The organism is Pseudomonas sp. 2848, assembly GCF_003253945.1.
GTDB lineage: Bacteria > Pseudomonadota > Gammaproteobacteria > Pseudomonadales > Pseudomonadaceae > Aquipseudomonas.
Genome location: NZ_QKZD01000020.1, coordinates 60,801 through 78,502, shown reverse-complemented (window position 1 = coordinate 78,502; position 17,702 = coordinate 60,801). Strand labels below are relative to the sequence as shown.

The window sequence follows — 17,702 nt, the reverse complement described above, 5'->3', positions numbered from 1 at the left end:
CGATCTCTCGTAGCGGGAGGCGAATCATACAGCGTTACAACCTGCTGTCAACTGCCTTTTTCACCGCTGCCGATCAGATGACCGAAGCACTTCCGCAACCCTCTTAATCGATCAACTCTTTGATATTCAAGGAGTTTTTCGTTCCGATGTCGCTGGAAGTGGGGCGCATTATAAGGGGATCCGAGAGGGCGTCAACCTTTTATTAAAGAAAGATTTCAGGCCGCCCTCCCCCGCCCCACCAGCCGTGGCACACGCCGCCACACCGGGGGTATACGCAGCACCAGCAGGAAGACGCCGATAGCGGCATACACCGCCCACTCCTTCAGGTCCGAGCGTACGATCCACAGGAAATGCAGCAGCCCAAGTCCGAGAATCACATAGACCAGCCGGTGCAGCTTCTTCCACCGCGCCCCAAGGCGCCGCTGGCTATACCGGTTGGAAGTGACCGCCAGCGCCAGCAAGCCAAGAAAACCCAATGCACCGACAATGATGTAAGGCCGTTTGCGCAGCTCGACGCCAAACTGCCCCCAGTCCAGCCCCAGGATGAACACCAGGTACGCCGTCAGGTGCAGCACTATATAAGCAAAGCACCACAGCCCCAGTTGCCGCCGTACCACGATCCACCCCGACCACCCCGTCAACCGCTGCAGCGGTGTCATGCTCAGGGTGATCAACAGGAAGACCAGCGCCCCCAAGCCAAGGCGATCGACCATGATCTTTCCCGGATCCGGGCCGAGCGACCCCATGGCTGCCTCATACAACCACCACACGGGAAACAGGCACCCGATCACGAAGATCGCCAGGCGCAGCCACGGATAGCGCATCAATAGTTCTTCCGCAGGTCGAGGCCGGTATACAGCGACGCCACTTCATCGGCATAGCCGTTGAACATCAGCGTATCGCGCACATTGGGGCTGAACAGCCCGCTGGGCAGGCGCCGCTCGCGGGCCTGGGTCCAGCGCGGGTGGTCGACCGTCGGGTTGACGTTGGCATAGAAGCCGTACTCGTCCGGCGCCAAACCCTGCCAGGTAGTCGCAGGCTGCTCGGCCACCAGGCTGATGCGCACGATCGACTTGATGCTCTTGAAGCCGTACTTCCATGGCACCACCAGGCGCAGCGGCGCGCCGTTCTGGTTGGGCAGCTCACGGCCATACATGCCAACCGCCAGAATCGCCAGCGGGTTCATCGCCTCGTCCAGTCGCAAGCCCTCCACATACGGCCAGTCGATCAGGGCGAAGCCGGAGCGCTGCCCAGGCATGCGCTTGGAGTCTTCCAGGGTTTCGAAACGGATATAGCGCGCCTTGGAGGTTGGCTCGACCTGCTTGAGCACCTCGGCCAACGGGAAGCCCAGCCAGGGAATCACCATCGACCAGGCCTCCACGCAGCGCAGGCGATAGACCCGCTCCTCAAGCTGGTAAGGCTTGACGAAATCCTCCAGCGCATAACGCCCGGGCTTGGCCACTTCGCCATCGACCACCAGGCTCCACGGCTCGGTCTTCAGGCTGCCGGCATTGGCCGCCGGGTCGCCCTTGTCGGGCCCGAGCTCATAGAAGTTGTTGTAGTGGGTCGCGTCCTTGAACGGCGTGATCGCCTCGCCGCTGACGGTGACCGCCTGCCAGCGCGTGGCGCCGAGCTTGTCGGTGAACCAACCTGGGGCGCTGCCCGCCTCGACATCGGCATAGCGGGAAACCTCCGCCGCGGCGCCCAATCGGGGCAAGGCGCCCAGGGCTGCACCTGCAAGGCTTGCGCCCAGCAGCTTGCGACGGGAGAGGTAGAAACTTTCGGGGGTGATCTCGGACGACTTGCAGTCGCTGGATCGGGGAAGCTTGATGAGCATGGCGGCTCCACAGTACGGGTAACTGATGTACACGTAAGACTATGGAGCCGGCAGGTTATTCCGCGATTAAATCCTTGTCAGGATTTGCGACGGCGCGCCCGCAACAGGAACTGGATCGGCCCCGATGCAGCATAGGCGAGGAAGATCAGCAGCAAGATGCGCGGCGGATCGCTGAACACCACGGCGAACACCAGCACCACGGCGAGGATCGCGACAAAGGGCACGCGGCCCTTGAGGTCGAGCTCCTTGAAGCTGTTGTACTTGATGTTGCTGACCATCAGCATGCCGGCGGCAGCCACCAGCAAAGCCACCAGGAACGACAGCTTGGAACCCTGGATGCCATAGTCGCTGAACGCCCAGACGGTACCGGCCACCACGCCGGCCGCCGCCGGGCTGGCCAGGCCGATGAAGTAGCGCTTGTCGGCGGTGCCGACCTGGGTGTTGAAGCGCGCCAGGCGCAGGGCCGCGCCGGCCACATAGATGAAGGCGACCATCCAGCCGACCTTGCCCATGTCGCCCAGGGCCCAGCCGAACGCGAGCAGCGCCGGGGCCACGCCGAAGGCGACCATGTCCGACAGCGAGTCATACTCGGCACCGAAGGCGCTTTGCGTGTTGGTCATGCGCGCCACGCGACCATCGAGGCCGTCGAGGACCATGGCGACGAAGATGGCGATGGCGGCGAAGGCGAAGTACTTGCTCGCCTCGCGTGGATCACCCGCGCTCAGGGCGCTCTGCGCGCTCATCGAGCTGATGATGGAATAGAAGCCGGCGAACAGGTTCGCGGTGGTGAACAGGTTGGGCAGCAGATAGATACCGCGGTGACGCACCTTGCGCCCTTCGGCGTCGTGGCCTTCTTCAACGTGCTCATCGACAGGTAGCAGGCTTTCGGCGTCGGAGGGCTTGTTCGGCTCTTCGGGACGTTCGCTCATGAAAAGTACCTTGCAACAGGGTGGAATATGTTCGACATGGGCTCTGCAAAACGGTTCTGACAGCGAGCCACTGGTCGCTTTATACCAGAAGCTGACCGCGCAAACGAAAAAACGCGGCCGAAGCCGCGTTTTTCATTATCGACGCAAGACTCAGTTCTTGGTCTTGTCGACGATCTTGTTGGCCGAGATCCACGGCATCATCGAACGCAGTTGCTCGCCGATGATCTCGATGCCGTGAGCGGCGTTGTTGCGACGCTTGGCGGTCATCGAAGGATAGTTGGTGGCGCCTTCGCTGATGAACATCTTCGCGTACTCGCCGTCCTGGATGCGCTTCAGAGCGTTGCGCATGGCCTTGCGGGATTCTTCGTTGATGACTTCAGGGCCGGTGACGTACTCACCGTACTCGGCGTTGTTGGAGATCGAGTAGTTCATGTTGGCGATACCGCCTTCGTACATGAGGTCAACGATCAGCTTCAGCTCGTGCAGGCACTCGAAGTAGGCCATTTCCGGGGCGTAGCCCGCTTCGACCAGGGTTTCGAAACCGGCCTTGACCAGCTCGACGGTACCGCCGCACAGAACGGCCTGCTCACCGAACAGGTCGGTTTCGGTCTCGTCCTTGAAGGTGGTTTCGATGATGCCGGTACGGCCACCGCCAACGCCAGCGGCGTAGGACAGGGCGACGTTCTTGGCGTTGCCCGAGGCGTCCTGGTAGATGGCGATCAGGTCAGGGATGCCGCCACCTTTGACGAACTCGGAGCGCACGGTGTGGCCCGGGGCCTTCGGCGCGATCATGATCACGTCGAGGTCGGCACGCGGAACGACCTGGTTGTAGTGGATCGAGAAACCGTGGGAGAAGGCCAGGGTGGCGCCTTTCTTGATGTTCGGCTCGATCTCGTTCTTGTACAGCTGGCCCTGGAATTCGTCCGGGGTCAGGATCATGACCAGGTCGGCGGCAGCGACGGCGGTGGCCACGTCGGCTACTTTCAGGCCGTGGGCTTCTGCCTTGGCAACGGTGGCCGAGCCTTTACGCAGACCGACGGTAACGTCCACACCGGAGTCCTTCAGGTTGCACGCCTGGGCGTGACCCTGGGAGCCGTAGCCGATGATGGCGACTTTCTTGCCCTGGATGATGGAGAGGTCGCAGTCTTTGTCGTAGAAAACTTTCATGAAAATACCCCTGGTTATATCTCGGCCCCTGTGGAGCCATCGCTATTTTTGAAGTTAGATGCTGAGCACTTTGTCGCCACGGGCAATGCCGGTGACGCCACTGCGCACGGTTTCGAGAATCGATGCGGTGCCGATGGCCTGGATGAAGCTGTCCAGTTTGTCGCTGGTGCCGCTCAGTTGCACGGTGTACACGCTGGCGGTCACGTCGACGATCTGGCCACGGAAGATATCCGTGGTGCGCTTGATCTCGGCGCGCTGGGCACCGGTGGCCTTGACCTTGACCAGCATCAGTTCGCGCTCGATGTGGGCGCTTTCCGACAGGTCGACAAGCTTGACCACTTCGACCAGCTTGTTGAGGTTCTTGGTGATCTGTTCGATCACTTCGTCATGGCCAACGGTGGTCAGCGTCAGACGCGACAGGGTCGGGTCTTCGGTCGGCGCCACGGTCAGGCTTTCAATGTTGTAGTTGCGCTGGGAGAACAGGCCGACCACGCGAGACAAGGCACCGGGTTCGTTTTCCAGCAGCAGGGAGATGATGTGCCGCATGTCAGGTACGCTCCGTCTTGCTCAGCCACATGTCACGCATCGAGCCGTCCTTGATCTGCATCGGATAGACGTGCTCGGTCCGGTCGACCGCGATGTCAATGAACACCAGGCGGTCCTTCATCGCGAAAGCCTCTTCCAGTTTCGGCTTGAGGTCTTTCAGGCTGGTGATGCGAATGCCCACATGGCCATAGGCCTCGGCCAGCTTGACGAAGTCCGGCAGCGACTCGACATAGGAGTGCGAGTGGCGACCGTTGTAGGACATGTCCTGCCATTGGCGAACCATGCCCAGCACACCGTTGTTCAGGTTGACGATCTTCACCGGCAGGCCGTACTGCATGCAGGTGGACAGCTCCTGGATGTTCATCTGGATGCTGCCTTCACCGGTGACGCAAGCCACGTCCTGATCGGGGAAGTTGAGCTTGATGCCCATGGCCGCCGGGAAACCGAAGCCCATGGTGCCCAGGCCACCGGAGTTGATCCAGCGGTTGGGTTTGTTGAAGCGGTAGTACTGCGCCGCGAACATCTGGTGCTGGCCCACGTCGGAGGTGACGAAGGCATCGCCCTTGGTCACTTCGCACAGGGTCTCGATGACCTGTTGCGGCTTGATGATGTTGCCGTCGCCCTTGTCGTAGGGGAACAGCTCACCGTCGCCACGCCATTCGTCGATCTGCTTCCACCAGGCGTCGAGCGCCGCCTTGTCGGGCTGCTCGCCGATTTCCTTGAGGATGCCGAGCATTTCGCTCAATACGCTCTCGACCGGACCGACGATCGGTACGTCGGCCTTGATCATTTTCGAGATCGACGCAGGGTCAATGTCGATGTGGATGATCTTGGCATTCGGGCAGAACTTGGCCGGGCCGTTGACCACGCGGTCGTCGAAACGCACACCGACAGCGAAGATCACGTCGGCGTTGTGCATGGCCAGGTTGGCGGTGTAGCTGCCGTGCATGCCGAGCATGCCGAGGAACTGGCGGTCGGTGCCCGGGTAGCCACCAAGGCCCATGAGGGTGTTGGTGACCGGCAGGTTCAACGACTTGGCGATTTCGGTCAGGGCTTCGGAGCCACCGCCGAGAATCACGCCGCCGCCGGAGTAGACCACCGGGCGCTTGGCCGCGAGGAGCATTTCGGCTGCCTTGCGGATCTGCCCGGAGTGGCCGCGCAGGGCCGGGCTATAGGAACGCAGCTTGACCTTTTTCGGGTAGATGTACTCGAACTTCTCGGCCGGGTTGGTCATATCTTTTGGAATGTCGACCACGACCGGACCGGGACGGCCGGACTGCGCCAGATAGAAGGCTTTTTTCAGGACTTCGGGGATTTCCGAGGCGTGCTTGACCATGAAGCTGTGCTTCACGATCGGCCGGGAGATACCGATCATGTCGGTTTCCTGGAACGCATCGGTGCCGACCATGGTGCTGGGCACCTGGCCAGACAGGATGACCATCGGGATGGAATCCATGTAGGCGGTGGCAATGCCGGTGATGGCATTGGTCGCGCCTGGGCCGGAAGTCACCAGTACCACACCGGCCTTGCCGGTGGCACGGGCGTAACCGTCCGCCATATGGGTGGCAGCCTGCTCGTGACGAACCAGGATGTGCTGGACTTCCGGTTCCTTGAACAAGGCATCGTAAACATGAAGGAGAGCACCGCCAGGGTACCCGTAGATGTGCTTAACGCCTTCGTCGCGCAAAAAGCGGACGACCATTTCAGCGCCGGATAAGAGCTCCACGTTGTTCACCTCTAAAACGCCAGAATACCGCCCTCACTGAGCGGGTCTTATTAGGTTTACTGCCAAGCAGAGCATGAGCGAACGTCAGCACTGACTGAGCAAGTATTGGGAATACCCTGGTGTGTTGCGGGCCTTCCCACCCAGCGCGAGGTAACGCGTTGCGGGGTGTTACAAGTCGGCGCGGGTGTGCGCCTCATGATCTGCTTAGCGGGTCTGCTTCTGGCAGTCCCTCTACAGCGGAATCTGGATTCTTGTGATTCGGCGCTCACAAGTCAAGAGAAATTATTGCCAATTTTTCATCAAGATGAATTCTCACCACCACTAATGGCGCGAGCAGCAGCAGGAAAAATAAGATTTCCATAAAAAAGGGCCACAATCTGCGGCCCTTGAAGGAAAAACGGTAGAAATCAGGCGGAAGGCGCGATCAATTGGTCGAAAGTTGCGAGCAAACGCCGTAGCTCGCGGCTTTGTTCCGGGCGGTCGACGAACACCGTCTCGGCCATCACCAGGATGCCCGAGGCGTTGGGCAACGGGTGCCCGTGCTCGAGGATCAGCTTCATGCGCGGCAGGAATATCCACTGCAGCCACTGTTCGAAGGCCATGCGGTCCACCGCGAACGGTTCCACGCTGGCCAACGCCTCGGCACTGGGGGTGGCGTCGCTCCACCAGCCCTGGACCTTGAGCTCCTGCTCGATCAACAGCAACTGGTCGGCAATATCGAGAATGCGCTGCTCCATCACAGGTTGACCCGCGCCTTCTGCCGCGCCAGGGCGGCACCTGCGCTGTCACCCTGTTTTTCACGGGCCTGGGCGATGGTGCTCCACAGCTGGGCCTGCAGGTCTGGGCGACCGTTGGCGTAGGTCAGGGCACGGCGTGCCAGTTGCTCGGACTGCGCGGCATCGCCCTGGGACAGACGCACCTGGGCCAGGCGGAACAACACCTGCGGCTCACGCGGGGCAATGCGCAGGGCACGCTCCAGGCTCGACGCGGCACCGTTGAAGTCGCCGCTGCCCTGCTGCTGCTGGGCAGTGGTGAGCAAGGCCAGCACCGGGCCGTCTAGCTGCTCGTCGGCCGACAAGCCACCACTGGACGCGTTGCCACGCGGAATACCGGTCGGGGCGCTGGTCACCGGCGCCGGGTTGCTCATCGAGGCGATGTCGAACGGTTCGTCGGCAATCGGGTTGGGGTTGGTCGTGATCGGCCCACTGCTGACCGGGCCCGGGGTGATCGGGCCGGTGCTGATCGGTGCGGGGCCCGTGCCTGCCGGGAACGACTGGATCGGCGCCCCGCCTGTCCCTTGCGGGATCATCACGGTGACGCCGGAGTCTTCCGGCAATGACTGGGCCTGGCTGCTGCCGCCGCTGGTCGGATAAGCCGACGTGCGGTTGGCCGAGACGCGCTCGCTGTTGGAGACCCGGGTGCTCGAATCGACCACCGGAATATTGCCACGCGGGACGCTGGTACAGCCGTGCAGAACGGTCACTGCCGCCACGGCAGGAATCCACCACTTGTTCACTTCACACCCTCTTCAGAAGCTCGCGCTCAATTCATCCAGCCCTTGACCCAGTCCATCACCTCTTCGGCCGGGTTCTGCTCGCCGCCACAGGCGGCGCCTGCGGGCGGTTCACTGCCACGAATATACGGCATCTGCACCGCTCCCGGACAGCTGCCGTCGGAACCCTGGCCGCTGTAAGGATCGATCCAGGCCTGCACCACATTGTCCGGCTGCGGCATGTCCAGCGGCAGCGGGTCGGCCTTCTTCATGAAGCTGGTCCACACCTGCAGCGCGCCGGTGGCTCCGGTGAACGGCGTCTTGCCGTTGTCGTCGCGGCCCAGCCAGACCACCGCCAGCAGGTCCTGGCTGAAGCCGGAGAACCAGCTGTCGCGCGAGTCGTTGCTGGTGCCGGTCTTGCCGGCCAGGGTCAGCGAACTCGGCAGCACGCTGTATACCGAGCGCCCGGTACCTTCGCGCATCACCCGCTGCATGGCGTTCTGCACCAGGTAGATCGAGCCTGGGTCGAAGGTCTGCTGGATCTGGAACGGGTAGCGCTTGAGCGGCTCGCCTTCGGCGGTGAGCACGCTGCGGATACCGCGCATCGGCGTATTGAAGCCGCCGTTGGCGATGGTCTGGTACATGGTCGCAACCTGCATCGGCGACATGCCGCCGGCGCCCAGCAGCATCGACGGGAACGCCGGCCAATCGACCTGCACGCCCAGCCGACCGATGGTCTTGATCACGTTGGGCACGCCCACTTCAAGGCCCAGCTTGGCGGTGGACAGGTTGTAGGAGTTGGCCAGGCCCTGGTACAGGTAAATGGTGCCATGGGGGCGGCGGTCGTAGTTCTGCGGCCGCCATACCTGGCCATCGGCGCCCTTGACCGAGAACGGCTCGTCCTGCACCCAGCTGGTGAGGGTGAACTTGCTCGGTTGCTCCAGCGCGGTCAGGTAGACCGCCGGCTTGACCAGCGAACCGATCGGCCGCACCGCGTCGATGGCACGGTTGAAACCGGCGAAGCCCGACTGGCGGCTGCCGATCAGCGCCTGCACCTCACCGGTTTCCGGGTTGGTGACGACCATCGCCGACTCGACTTCGTCGGCGCCCTTGCGCCCGGCCAGGCGTTTGAAGGTCTCGCTCATGGCGGTTTCGGCCTTCATCTGCAGGATCGGGTCGAAACTGGTGAAAATGCGCAGGCCTTCTTCGGTAAGGTCTTCGTCGCGGTAGTCCTGGCGCAGCTGACGCTTCACCAGGTCGAGGAAGGCCGGGAACGAACTGTCGGCCAGGCTGCCACGCTTGGTCACGCCCAGGGGCATCTTCTTCGCCGCGTCGACCACGTCCTGAGTGGCCACGCCTTGCTCGGCGAGCAGGTCGAGCACCAGGTTGCGCCGTTGCAGGGCGCGCTCGGGGTGGCGGCGTGGGTTGTAGTAGGACGGGCCCTTGACCATGCCCACCAGCAGGGCGATCTGGTGCAGCTTGAGCTCCTGCAGCGGCTGGCTGAAGAAAAACTGGCTGGCCAGACCGAAGCCGTGCACGGCGCGCTGGCCGTCCTGTCCGATGAACACTTCGTTCAGGTAGGCCTCGAGGATCTCGTGCTTGTCATAGTGCACTTCCAGGAGCAGCGACATCATCGCTTCGGTCAGCTTGCGACTGAGACTGCGCTCGTTGGTGAGGAAGAAGTTCTTCACCAACTGCTGGGTCAGGGTACTGCCGCCCTGGCGCATGGCGCCGGACGAGGTGTTCACCCAGACGGCCCGGGCGATGGACTTGGGCGACACGCCGAAGTGGCTGTAGAAGTCGCGGTCCTCGGTGGCGATCAGGGTTTCCACCAGATACGGCGGCACCTGATCGATCTTGATCAGGATGCGGTCTTCGAGGTTCTTCGGGTAGATGCCGCCAATCATCAGCGGCTCAAGGCGCACCACGTCGAGCTTGCCGCCGTTGGCACCACTGAGGCCCGCGACATAATCGCCGGAGAAGCGCACGCGCACGAACTGCGCCGGCTCCATGCCCTCGTAGAACTGGAAGCCACGGGTATTGAGGTCGACGGTATTGCCGTTGACCGACGCCGCGCCCGGGCCGTTGGCCGCGCTTTCCCGACGGTAGCCGAGGGCATCGAGCTCGGTGAGGAAGTCGTTGCGGCTCAGCTTCTGGCCGACGAACAGCTCCAACGGCCGGGCATACACCTTGGCCGGGATGGTCCAGCGCTTGCCGGAGAACTTCTCCTGGACAGTGGCGTCGAGGTAGACCGCGAAGCCGGCGATCAGTACCAGGCCGACCAGGCTGAGCTTGAGCGCCCAGCCCAGCCAGGCACGGGCACGGCCGGTCGGGCGTTTTTTAGGAGTGCGGGAATTTCGGGTACGAGTCATGGCGGCGGATTATACGCACTTTGGAAAAGGGAGGCAGACGCCCCTCGGCGGTTTGCAGGGACGGCACCATTGACCATAATGTTCGATTCGAATTCCCTGACCCCTGAAGGATGATCCGTGAGCCAAGCCCTGATCAGCGCGCTACAGAACCCCGCCCTCTATCCGCACCCTGTCGCGGGCTTCGAGCTCATCGAGACGCATATCTCCTGGGTCCTGCTGACCGGCGAGTTTGCCTACAAGATCAAGAAACCGATGAACTTCGGCTTCCTCGACTTCACTGGCCTCGACCAGCGCGGGCATTTTTGTAACGAAGAGCTGCGCCTGAACCAGCGCCTGACCGAAGGTCTGTACCTGGAAGTGCTGCCGATCACCGGTAGCGTCGAAGCGCCGCAGATCGACGGCGAAGGCCCGGCGATCGAGTACGCGCTGAAGATGCGCCAGTTCCCCCAGGGCCAGATGCTCAGCACCCTGCAGGCCAACGGCGAGCTGAACGCCGGCCATATCGACCAGATGGCCCGGCAGATCGCCGAGTTCCACCTGCAGGCGCCCAAGGTGCCGGTCGAACACCCCCTGGGCACCCCGGACGCGGTGATGGCACCGGTGGAGCAGAACTTCGAACAGATCCGCCCGTTCCTCAGCGACAAGGCCGACCTGCAGCAACTGGACGCACTGCAAGCCTGGGCCCAGGACAGCTTCAAGCGCCTGCACGGCCTGCTCGAAGCGCGCAAGGCCAATGGCTTCATCCGCGAATGCCACGGTGACATCCACCTGGGCAACGCCACCCTGATCGACGGCCAGGTGGTGATCTTCGACTGCATCGAGTTCAACGAGCCCTTCCGCCTGACCGACGTCTACGCCGACGTCGGCTTCCTGGCCATGGACCTCGAGGACCGCGGCCTGAAGTGCCTGTCGCGGCGTTTCGTCAGCCAGTACCTGGAGCTGACCGGCGACTACCAGGGCCTGGAGCTGCTGAACTTCTACAAGGCCTACCGTGCCCTGGTGCGGGCCAAGGTCGCGCTGTTCAGCATGCCGGCCGAAGCCGATGGCGTGCAGCGCGCCACCACCCTGCGCACCTACCGCAACTATGCCAACCTGGCCGAGAGCTACAGCGCCATCCCTTCGCGCCTGCTGGCCATCACCCAGGGGGTCTCGGCAGTGGGCAAGAGTCACGTGGCAATGCGCCTGGTCGAGGCGCTCGGCGCAGTGCGCGTGCGCTCGGACGTCGAGCGCAAGCGCCTGTTCGGCAAGCAATCGGCGGCCAATGCCGGTCACCTGGAGGCCGGTATCTACGACAAGCAGGCCAGCGTTGCCACCTACCAGCGCCTGCACAAGCTGGCAGAGATCATCCTGCACGCCGGTTTCCCGGTGGTGCTCGATGCCACCTACCTCAAGCATGAGCAGCGCAAGGCCGCGGCCGAGGTCGCCAGCGAGACCGGCGTGCCGTTCCTGATCCTCGACTGCCATGCCCCGGACGCGGTGATCGCCAGCTGGCTGGCCCAGCGCCAGGCCGAGGCCATCGACCCGTCGGACGCCACCCTGGAGGTGGTCAAGGCGCAACAGGCCAGCCGCGATCCGCTGGATGCCGAGGAACTGGCGCAAAGCACCCGCGTCGACACCCAGGACGCTAACAACATGAACAAGGTGATCGAGCAGATTCGCCAACGCCTGCCCGGCCTCTAACCCGCCAGGCGTGAAGCAGTCGACAGTTCACGCCTGAAGTCCGGCGCCCCTCCAGTGATAGCATTACTATATCATCACACCCCACGGAAGAGGCGCCGCCATGAATCAACCCCGTCAGCTGGACAACGTACTGTTTGCGATGATCCGCGACGAGAAGATCGCGGCATTCAACCGCGAGAAGCCCACCGACTCGCTCATCGACTTTCGCGGCGGAGATTTCCGTGGCCTGGACCTGCGCGACCTGGATGTGCGTGGCATCGACTTCACCGATGCCTACTTCCGCGCCGCCGACCTGCGTGGGCTGGACCTGCGGGAAAACGGCCTGGAAGGGGCGAGCCTGGCGCATGCGCAAATTTCCGGAACGTATTTCCCGGCCGAGCTGAGTGCCGACGAGATCCTGATGTCGGTGAAGTTCGGGACGCGGATGCGTTATCGCAGCCCACGCCACGGGTAAGCGCCTGGCCTGCACAAGGCTGTGGCCACGAGCCTTGCGGGAACGGATACACGTGGGAGCGGGCTTGCCCCGCGATAGCATCAGCCCCTGCGATCGCCGTCGCGGGGCCAGCCCGCTCCCACGTTTGCCCGCTCCCGTCCAGCCAGAACGCTACATCCCGTCGGCCCCGATGGCAAAAGGCCGCGTAATCCACAACCCCCGCTACACTCCTCATTGACCTGCTCGCGATTTATCCCCACGACCCGTTCAGCCATCGCAAGGAGGCTCGATGAACGATGAATTGCAGCATCTGAAAAACCTTGGCAAGACCTCCGCGCAATGGCTGCATGCTGTCGGCATCCACAGTGCATCGGACCTGCGCCGGCTCGGCGCGGTGGGTGCCTATCAGGCCGTAAGAACGCGAGGATTCCGGGCTTCGAAGGTGTTGTTGTACGCCATCGAGGGCGCCCTGCTGGACATGCACTGGAATGACCTGCCGGTCGAACGCAAACAAGCGTTGAACCAGCAGCTCGATGCCAAGTGCCCAGCCCAATCACAAAAGAACGAAAAATAATTGTGCAAAGGCATTGACTCCGAAATGAGAATCGTTATGATTATCACAACTGGTCGCGAGACCGGTTGGGTAACCTGAATGCTCCCTGGTTCGGACGCTCAGATTATCTCCTCATCAGGCTAATCACGGTTATTGACCCGGCTTTTTGCCGGGTCTTTTTTTGCCTGCGATTCAGTGGCCCTTGCGCAGTTGGGCGCAGTAGTCCTGTTCCGGTGTCGCCGGTGTGTACCAGACGAAGTCAGCCATGGCCGGCTCGACCGTTTCCCCCACTTCCGCCAGCAACAGCACCCTGTCTTCAGGCTTGGCGTCGAGGTCGGCCAGGTGCAGCGGCACGCCGAGATCCTTGCGCGCATGGTAGCTGCCGGTGAGCAACAGCGCCGGCTGCGGCGCGGCCAGCAAGCGCTCGGCGATGCGCCGGTCACGCTGCTGCTGCACCGCCAGCATCGCCGGTAGCTGGCTTTCCGGCAGCAGATTGCAGTGGCCGGCACGCACCTGTACCAGCAACGCCTGCACCACTGCCGGCGCATTGGAGCGTTCGCCAGGTGGTGTCGCTGGCTGGCGATAGGCCTGGCGGATTTCATCGGGCGACAGGTTCGCCGCCAGTAGCGGGTATGGCTGGCCAAGGGCCTCGCGCACGATAGGCCCGTACAGCGCCCAATCCCAGCCAGGTCGCCAGGCCAGCGCCTTCGGCAGGTCGGCTGCAGGCGTTACCTTGCCCTTCTGCGCATCGACCAGCGCCTGCTGTTGCGGCTCGAGCATTTCCAGCAGCAGGCTGCCCTGCGCGCGGCGGCTCTCCAAGGCGCGCAGCAGCCACAGTTGCAAGCGGTGGTGGTCGGGGTTGTCGTGCTTTTCACCCACCAGCACCCGTGGCGCATCGGCCAGGCGCTGGACCAGCTGCCCAGGGCTCAATGGCTGGCCGGTCGACAATTCGATGATCTGCCCCAACTGGACGTTGTCGCGGCCCTCGGTCCCCTGCCAGGCCGGCACGGGCGGCAGGCTCGCCTGGCAACCGCCGAGCGCCAGCGCCAAACAGATGGACAAGCCGGACAGCAAGGGATGGCGCATGGCGAATGGCTCCTAGCGAGTGATGATCAGCGGATGGCCGCGCTCCGGGTGAGGTTGCACCAGAACGTCGATGCCGAACACCGCCCGCAGCGCCGTCGGAGTCAGCACTTGTTGCGGTGTGCCCAGTGCATGGCTGCGGCCCTGCTCCAGCAAGAGAATATGGTCACAGTAGCGCGCCGCCAGGTTCAGGTCATGCAGGATCACCAGCACCGACGCGCCTCGGTCGGCGAAACTGCGTACCGCCTGCAGCGTGGTGTGCTGATGCAGCGGGTCCAGCGCAGAAGTGGGTTCATCCAGCAACAGCGTGGTGCCGGGCTCGCCCGGCCACAGCTGGGCCAGCACCCGCGCCAGGTGCACGCGCTGGCGCTCCCCCCCGGACAGCGCCAGGTAGCTGCGCTCGACCAGGTGCTGAGCATCCGCCGCCGCCAGCGCCGCCTCGACGATTTCCCGGTCGCGCTGACGGCCGCTGGCATGGGGCAGGCGGCCGAGGCCGACCACTTCCGCGACACTGAAGGCAAAGCCAAGGCTGGACGCCTGCGGCAGTACCGCCAGGCGCCGGGCCCGCGCCTGGCCCGACCAGGCGTCCAGTCCGCGCCCATCGAGCTGCACGCGCCCGGCGCTGGGCGCCAGTTCGCCACACAGGGCGCCGAGCAGGCTACTCTTGCCGGCGCCATTGGGCCCGAGCACACCCAGCACCTGCCCTGGCCGCAACGTGAGGTTGATGTCGTGCAGCACCTGGCTGCCACCGCGCTTGAGGGACAGCCCTTGGACGTCGAGCATCAGTTGCGCACCTTCACCAGCAGGAACAGGAAGAATGGCGCCCCGATAAAGGCGGTGACGATGCCGATCGGCAACTCTGCCGGGGCCAGGGCCAGGCGTGCGACCAGGTCGGCGAACAGCAGCAAGGTACCGCCCGCCAGCAACGAGGCCGGCAGCAGCACCCGATGATCCGGCCCCGCCACCAGCCGCACCAGGTGCGGCACCACCAGGCCGATGAAGCCGATCAGGCCGGCCGCGGCAACCGCCGCCCCCACGCCGAGCGCGGTGCAGAACACCAGCTCGCGCTTGAGCTTTTCGACCTCGATGCCCAGGTGCCGGGCCTCCGACTCCCCCAACAGCAACGCGTTGAGCGCCTGTGCCCGGCGCGGCAGCCACAAGGCCACGGCTGCCGCCACCAGCAGCAAGGGCCACAGTCGCTCGTAGCTGGCGCCGTTCAGGCTGCCCAGGTTCCAGAAGGTCAGGGTGCGCAGGGTGGCGTCGTCGGCCAGGTAAGTGAACAGGCCCACCGCCGAGCCGCCCAGCGCGGTCATCGCGATACCGGCCAGGAGCATGGTCGCCACGTTGGTCTGGCCGTCGCGGCGCCCCAGGCGATAGACCATCGCTGTCACGCCCAGGCCGCCGACGAAGGCACACAACGACAATAGATAAGGCGCGAACCAGTCAGCAATGCCGCCCAGCCAACTGCCGCCGACGATCGCCACCGCGGCCCCCAGGGCGGCGCCGCTGGCGACACCGACCAGCCCCGGATCGGCCAGCGGGTTGCGGAACAACCCCTGCATCGCCACGCCGGACAATGCCAGCACCGCGCCGACCGCCAGCCCCAGCAGGGTTCGCGGCAGGCGGATCTGGCCGAGGATCATCTCGGCCTGCTCCAGGCCCTCGCCACTGACCGGCAACCCGACCAGGCGCAGGCCGGCGCGCAGGGTATCGAACAGCGGCAGGCTGACCGGCCCCAGCGCCAGCGACAACCACACCGCCAGCAGGCACAGCAAGGCCAGGGTAATGAACAACGTACGTGGTCGAACCCGCGGCATCATGGATTGAGGCTGGCCTTGGCGGCGGGATAGAAGCTGGCGGCCAGCTCATGCAGGGTGGCCGGCAGGCGCGGGCCGAGGCCGCCGACCAGCAACGTCGGATCGAGCGACAGCAGGCGCTTGTCGCGCACCGCGCGGGACGTCGCCAGGGCCGGGTTTTCCTTGATCAGTGCCTGCAAGGCCTTTTCACCGCTGAGGGCACGGTCAGAGAACACCACCACGTCCGGATTCAGCGCGGCGAGGGCTTCCACCGAGAAGTTCTTGTAGCCCTGGTGATCGGCAAGATTGCGCCCTCCCGCCTGACGCAGCACCCAGTCCCCGGCAGTGCCCTGCCCGGCGATCATCGGCTTGGCGCCGGCATGCCCGACCAGCAGCAACACCCCAGGCGCCTTCTGCCCGGCCTGGGCCTGCTCGACCTGTTTGTGCAACGCCTCCAGTTGCTGGCGGTAATCGGCAGCCAACGTCTCGGCTTTGCGTTCGTCGCCAAGCAATGCCCCCAGGTGCTTGAGGTTCTCGTCAACCGCGCCCACTTCGGCCTTGCTGGAGAACAGCTCGACCCGCACCCCGGCGTTGCGGATCTGCGCCAGCACCGGCGGTGGCCCCATTTCCTCGGTGCCCACCAGCACGTCAGGGCGCAGGCTGAGGATGCCTTCGGCCGACAACTGGCGCTGGTAACCGATGCTGGGCAGCGCCTTGAGCGACTCGGGATGCTGACTGGTGGTGTCGACGCCGACCAGACGCTGCTCACCGCCCAGGGCGCTGATCCACTCGCTCAAGGCACCGCCGGCGCTCACCCAGCGCTGTGGCAGCTCGGCGGCCATGGTGTGGGTAGATAGGGCAAGACCGGCGCACAGGGCAATCAAGGCAGCGGGACGGCGCATCATCGGATTCCTTTGCAGAGGGCGGGCAGCACACCTTGTGGCGGGCGGCACAAGTGCGCACCATAGACAGCCTGGCGCGACGAATGCGGGCAATTTGATAATTATTCGCATTGAAGCGTCAAGCCATCCCTTTGTCACACGGCTTAACCGGAAGACTCCGCTGCGATGCATTTTCTCTGCGCCTCCAACGACCTCGCCGAGGGCCACAGCCGCGCCTTCAGCGTAGCCGGCATAGCGCTGTTCGGCGTGCGCCGCCAGGGCACGGTCCACCTCTATCGCAACCGCTGCCCGCACCGGGGCATCCCGCTGAACTGGGCGGCGGACAGCTTTCTCGATGACAGCGCGAGCCTGATCCAGTGCGCCCATCACGGGGCCCAGTTCCTGATAGAAAGCGGCGAATGCATTACTGGCCCCTGCGCGGGCGAATGGCTGGAAGCCCTGGACTGCCGGGAAGACAGCCAGGGCATCTGGCTTACGGATTGAGCAATACCGGCAGTGGCCGGTCGATGACCAGTTGTTGGGCATCCAGGCGCGTGCCATAAGCCAACACCTCGACCCCTTCCGCCACCGCGGCGCGCAGTGCCTGGGCGTAGGCGGCGTCGATCTCCTGGGCCGGGCGCACGGCCTCGATGCCGGTCAGGTTCACGCAATACAGCTGCACCGCACGGATGCCCTGGCGTGCCAGGGCGGCCAGCTCGCGCAAGTGTTTGGCCCCACGCTGGGTGACGGCGTCGGGGAACGCCGCCACGGCGGTATCGGGGTAACCGAGGGTCACGCTCTTGACCTCGACGTAGGCCTTGTCGCCATTGGCGAACTCCAGGTAGAAGTCGATACGGCTACGTTCCTCGCCATACGCCACTTCACGCTTGAGCGTGGTGAACCCGGCAAGCTCCGTGATCACCCCGGCCCGCAGCGCTTCCTCCACCACCGCATTGGCGCGCCCGGTGTTGACACAGGCCAGCCGTCCCTGGGGCGTTTCGCTGATCTCCCAGGTACCGGGCAGCTTGCGCTTGGGATCGTTGGAGCGGCTGAACCAGACCTGCCCGCCCTCGCGCATGCAATTGAGCATGGAGCCAGTGTTGGGGCAGTGAATGGTCAACTGCTCGCCAGTTGCCAGCTCGATGTCGGCCAGGAAGCGTTTATAGCGGCGTAGCAGTCGCGCCTGTTCCAGTTGCGGAAACAGCAT

Annotated in this window: 18 protein-coding genes; 4 read left to right on the top strand and 14 right to left on the bottom strand. The window is 64.0% G+C overall.

Annotated features, from left to right (window positions below; translation table 11 throughout):
• Positions 1–215: 215 nt before the first annotated feature.
• The 9 genes from msrQ to mrcB all read right to left on the bottom strand — a co-directional run bounded on the left by msrQ (position 216) and on the right by mrcB (position 10,069).
• Positions 216–824 (bottom strand): protein-methionine-sulfoxide reductase heme-binding subunit MsrQ, encoded by a 609-nt coding sequence (gene msrQ, locus DFS21_RS25765; RefSeq protein ID WP_110701704.1) that lies wholly within the window; start codon positions 822–824, stop codon positions 216–218.
• Complete coding sequence (gene msrP / locus DFS21_RS25760) at positions 824–1,837, bottom strand: protein-methionine-sulfoxide reductase catalytic subunit MsrP (protein WP_111533418.1); 1,014 nt, start codon at positions 1,835–1,837, stop codon at positions 824–826. The genes msrQ and msrP overlap by 1 nt, the downstream gene beginning before the upstream one ends.
• A 77-nt stretch (positions 1,838–1,914) precedes the next feature.
• Positions 1,915–2,766 (bottom strand): CDP-diacylglycerol--serine O-phosphatidyltransferase, encoded by an 852-nt coding sequence (pssA, locus tag DFS21_RS25755; protein WP_028691215.1) that lies wholly within the window; start codon positions 2,764–2,766, stop codon positions 1,915–1,917.
• 150 nt (positions 2,767–2,916) lie between these two features.
• On the bottom strand, positions 2,917–3,933 hold the full coding sequence (gene ilvC, locus DFS21_RS25750; RefSeq protein WP_027917653.1) for a ketol-acid reductoisomerase: 1,017 nt from the start codon (positions 3,931–3,933) through the stop codon (positions 2,917–2,919).
• Between the two features lie 54 nt (positions 3,934–3,987).
• Positions 3,988–4,479 (bottom strand): acetolactate synthase small subunit, encoded by a 492-nt coding sequence (ilvN, locus tag DFS21_RS25745; protein WP_003250040.1) that lies wholly within the window; start codon positions 4,477–4,479, stop codon positions 3,988–3,990.
• 1 nt (position 4,480) lies between these two features.
• Positions 4,481–6,205, bottom strand: coding sequence for an acetolactate synthase 3 large subunit (locus DFS21_RS25740; protein ID WP_102683220.1), 1,725 nt, complete (start codon positions 6,203–6,205; stop codon positions 4,481–4,483).
• 407 nt (positions 6,206–6,612) lie between these two features.
• Positions 6,613–6,945 (bottom strand): YqcC family protein, encoded by a 333-nt coding sequence (locus DFS21_RS25735; protein WP_102683217.1) that lies wholly within the window; start codon positions 6,943–6,945, stop codon positions 6,613–6,615.
• A complete protein-coding gene (locus DFS21_RS25730) occupies positions 6,942–7,721 on the bottom strand; it encodes a M48 family metallopeptidase (protein ID WP_111533416.1) in 780 nt (259 codons plus the stop codon). The genes DFS21_RS25735 and DFS21_RS25730 overlap by 4 nt, the downstream gene beginning before the upstream one ends.
• Before the next feature lie 26 nt (positions 7,722–7,747).
• Entirely contained in the window at positions 7,748–10,069 is a 2,322-nt protein-coding gene (gene mrcB / locus DFS21_RS25725; protein ID WP_102683215.1) for a penicillin-binding protein 1B, read from the bottom strand.
• A gap of 117 nt (positions 10,070–10,186) precedes the next feature.
• Between mrcB and DFS21_RS25720 the strand changes: the two genes are divergently transcribed.
• From DFS21_RS25720 to DFS21_RS25710, 3 genes are all read left to right on the top strand, one after another.
• Positions 10,187–11,749, top strand: coding sequence for a bifunctional aminoglycoside phosphotransferase/ATP-binding protein (locus DFS21_RS25720; RefSeq protein WP_111533414.1), 1,563 nt, complete (start codon positions 10,187–10,189; stop codon positions 11,747–11,749).
• A gap of 100 nt (positions 11,750–11,849) precedes the next feature.
• Positions 11,850–12,203, top strand: a complete 354-nt coding sequence (locus DFS21_RS25715; protein WP_102683213.1) for a pentapeptide repeat-containing protein — start codon at positions 11,850–11,852, stop codon at positions 12,201–12,203.
• A gap of 268 nt (positions 12,204–12,471) precedes the next feature.
• Entirely contained in the window at positions 12,472–12,756 is a 285-nt protein-coding gene (locus tag DFS21_RS25710; RefSeq protein ID WP_046854091.1) for a TfoX/Sxy family protein, read from the top strand.
• Between the two features lie 171 nt (positions 12,757–12,927).
• On the opposite strand, the gene DFS21_RS25705 is transcribed toward DFS21_RS25710, so the two are convergent.
• The 4 genes from DFS21_RS25705 to DFS21_RS25690 are packed head-to-tail and all read right to left on the bottom strand — an operon-like array spanning position 12,928 to position 16,519.
• Complete coding sequence (locus DFS21_RS25705) at positions 12,928–13,821, bottom strand: ChaN family lipoprotein (RefSeq protein ID WP_111533412.1); 894 nt, start codon at positions 13,819–13,821, stop codon at positions 12,928–12,930.
• 12 nt (positions 13,822–13,833) lie between these two features.
• Positions 13,834–14,601 (bottom strand): heme ABC transporter ATP-binding protein, encoded by a 768-nt coding sequence (locus DFS21_RS25700; protein ID WP_110701714.1) that lies wholly within the window; start codon positions 14,599–14,601, stop codon positions 13,834–13,836.
• Positions 14,601–15,584 (bottom strand): iron ABC transporter permease, encoded by a 984-nt coding sequence (locus tag DFS21_RS25695; protein WP_178082060.1) that lies wholly within the window; start codon positions 15,582–15,584, stop codon positions 14,601–14,603. Before DFS21_RS25695 ends, DFS21_RS25700 begins: the two co-directional genes overlap by 1 nt.
• 50 nt (positions 15,585–15,634) lie before the next feature.
• A complete protein-coding gene (locus DFS21_RS25690; protein ID WP_110701718.1) occupies positions 15,635–16,519 on the bottom strand; it encodes a hemin ABC transporter substrate-binding protein in 885 nt (294 codons plus the stop codon).
• Between the two features lie 162 nt (positions 16,520–16,681).
• Here DFS21_RS25690 and DFS21_RS25685 point away from each other — a divergent pair, with 162 nt between their 5' ends.
• Positions 16,682–16,999 (top strand): Rieske 2Fe-2S domain-containing protein, encoded by a 318-nt coding sequence (locus DFS21_RS25685; protein WP_023631907.1) that lies wholly within the window; start codon positions 16,682–16,684, stop codon positions 16,997–16,999.
• On the opposite strand, the gene sfsA is transcribed toward DFS21_RS25685, so the two are convergent.
• A complete protein-coding gene (sfsA, locus tag DFS21_RS25680; protein ID WP_110701720.1) occupies positions 16,989–17,702 on the bottom strand; it encodes a DNA/RNA nuclease SfsA in 714 nt (237 codons plus the stop codon). The genes DFS21_RS25685 and sfsA overlap by 11 nt on opposite strands.